Annotated in this window: 1 protein-coding gene; it reads right to left on the bottom strand. The window is 44.5% G+C overall.

Annotated features, from left to right (window positions below; all coding sequences use genetic code 11):
* On the bottom strand, positions 1-102 hold a 102-nt coding region (locus ACYP03_RS25395; RefSeq protein WP_459782588.1), incomplete at its 3' end, for an FAD-binding protein.
* Positions 103-308: the final 206 nt, after the last annotated feature.

Below are 308 nucleotides of genomic sequence, written 5' to 3'. Positions count from 1 at the left end.
CTCACTATCTTTCGCCAGTTGCATAAGCCTGCATGCTGCTGATAACCCCGCTGGACCGGCTCCGACAATGACTACATCAAACGCCATGCTTTCTCTTTCCATGCCCCATGTCCCTTTTATTCAATCTATGACTAACTGTAGTCCAGTTGACGTAAACGTAAACCCGAACCACACTCAATGCAAAAGACATCCCCGGGCTTATGAATGCCCGATTGAGGGCTTGTTAATCAGTCATTTCTCTGTATTTCTTCATTAACATATTGATTTGCAAAGGAGCTACCAGTGAAAGTGTTAGTCGCAATCAAAAG

The organism is Photobacterium sp. R1, from assembly GCF_054600795.1.
Note: the sequence above shows the minus strand (reverse complement) of the source record. Positions and strands in the feature narration are given on the sequence as shown.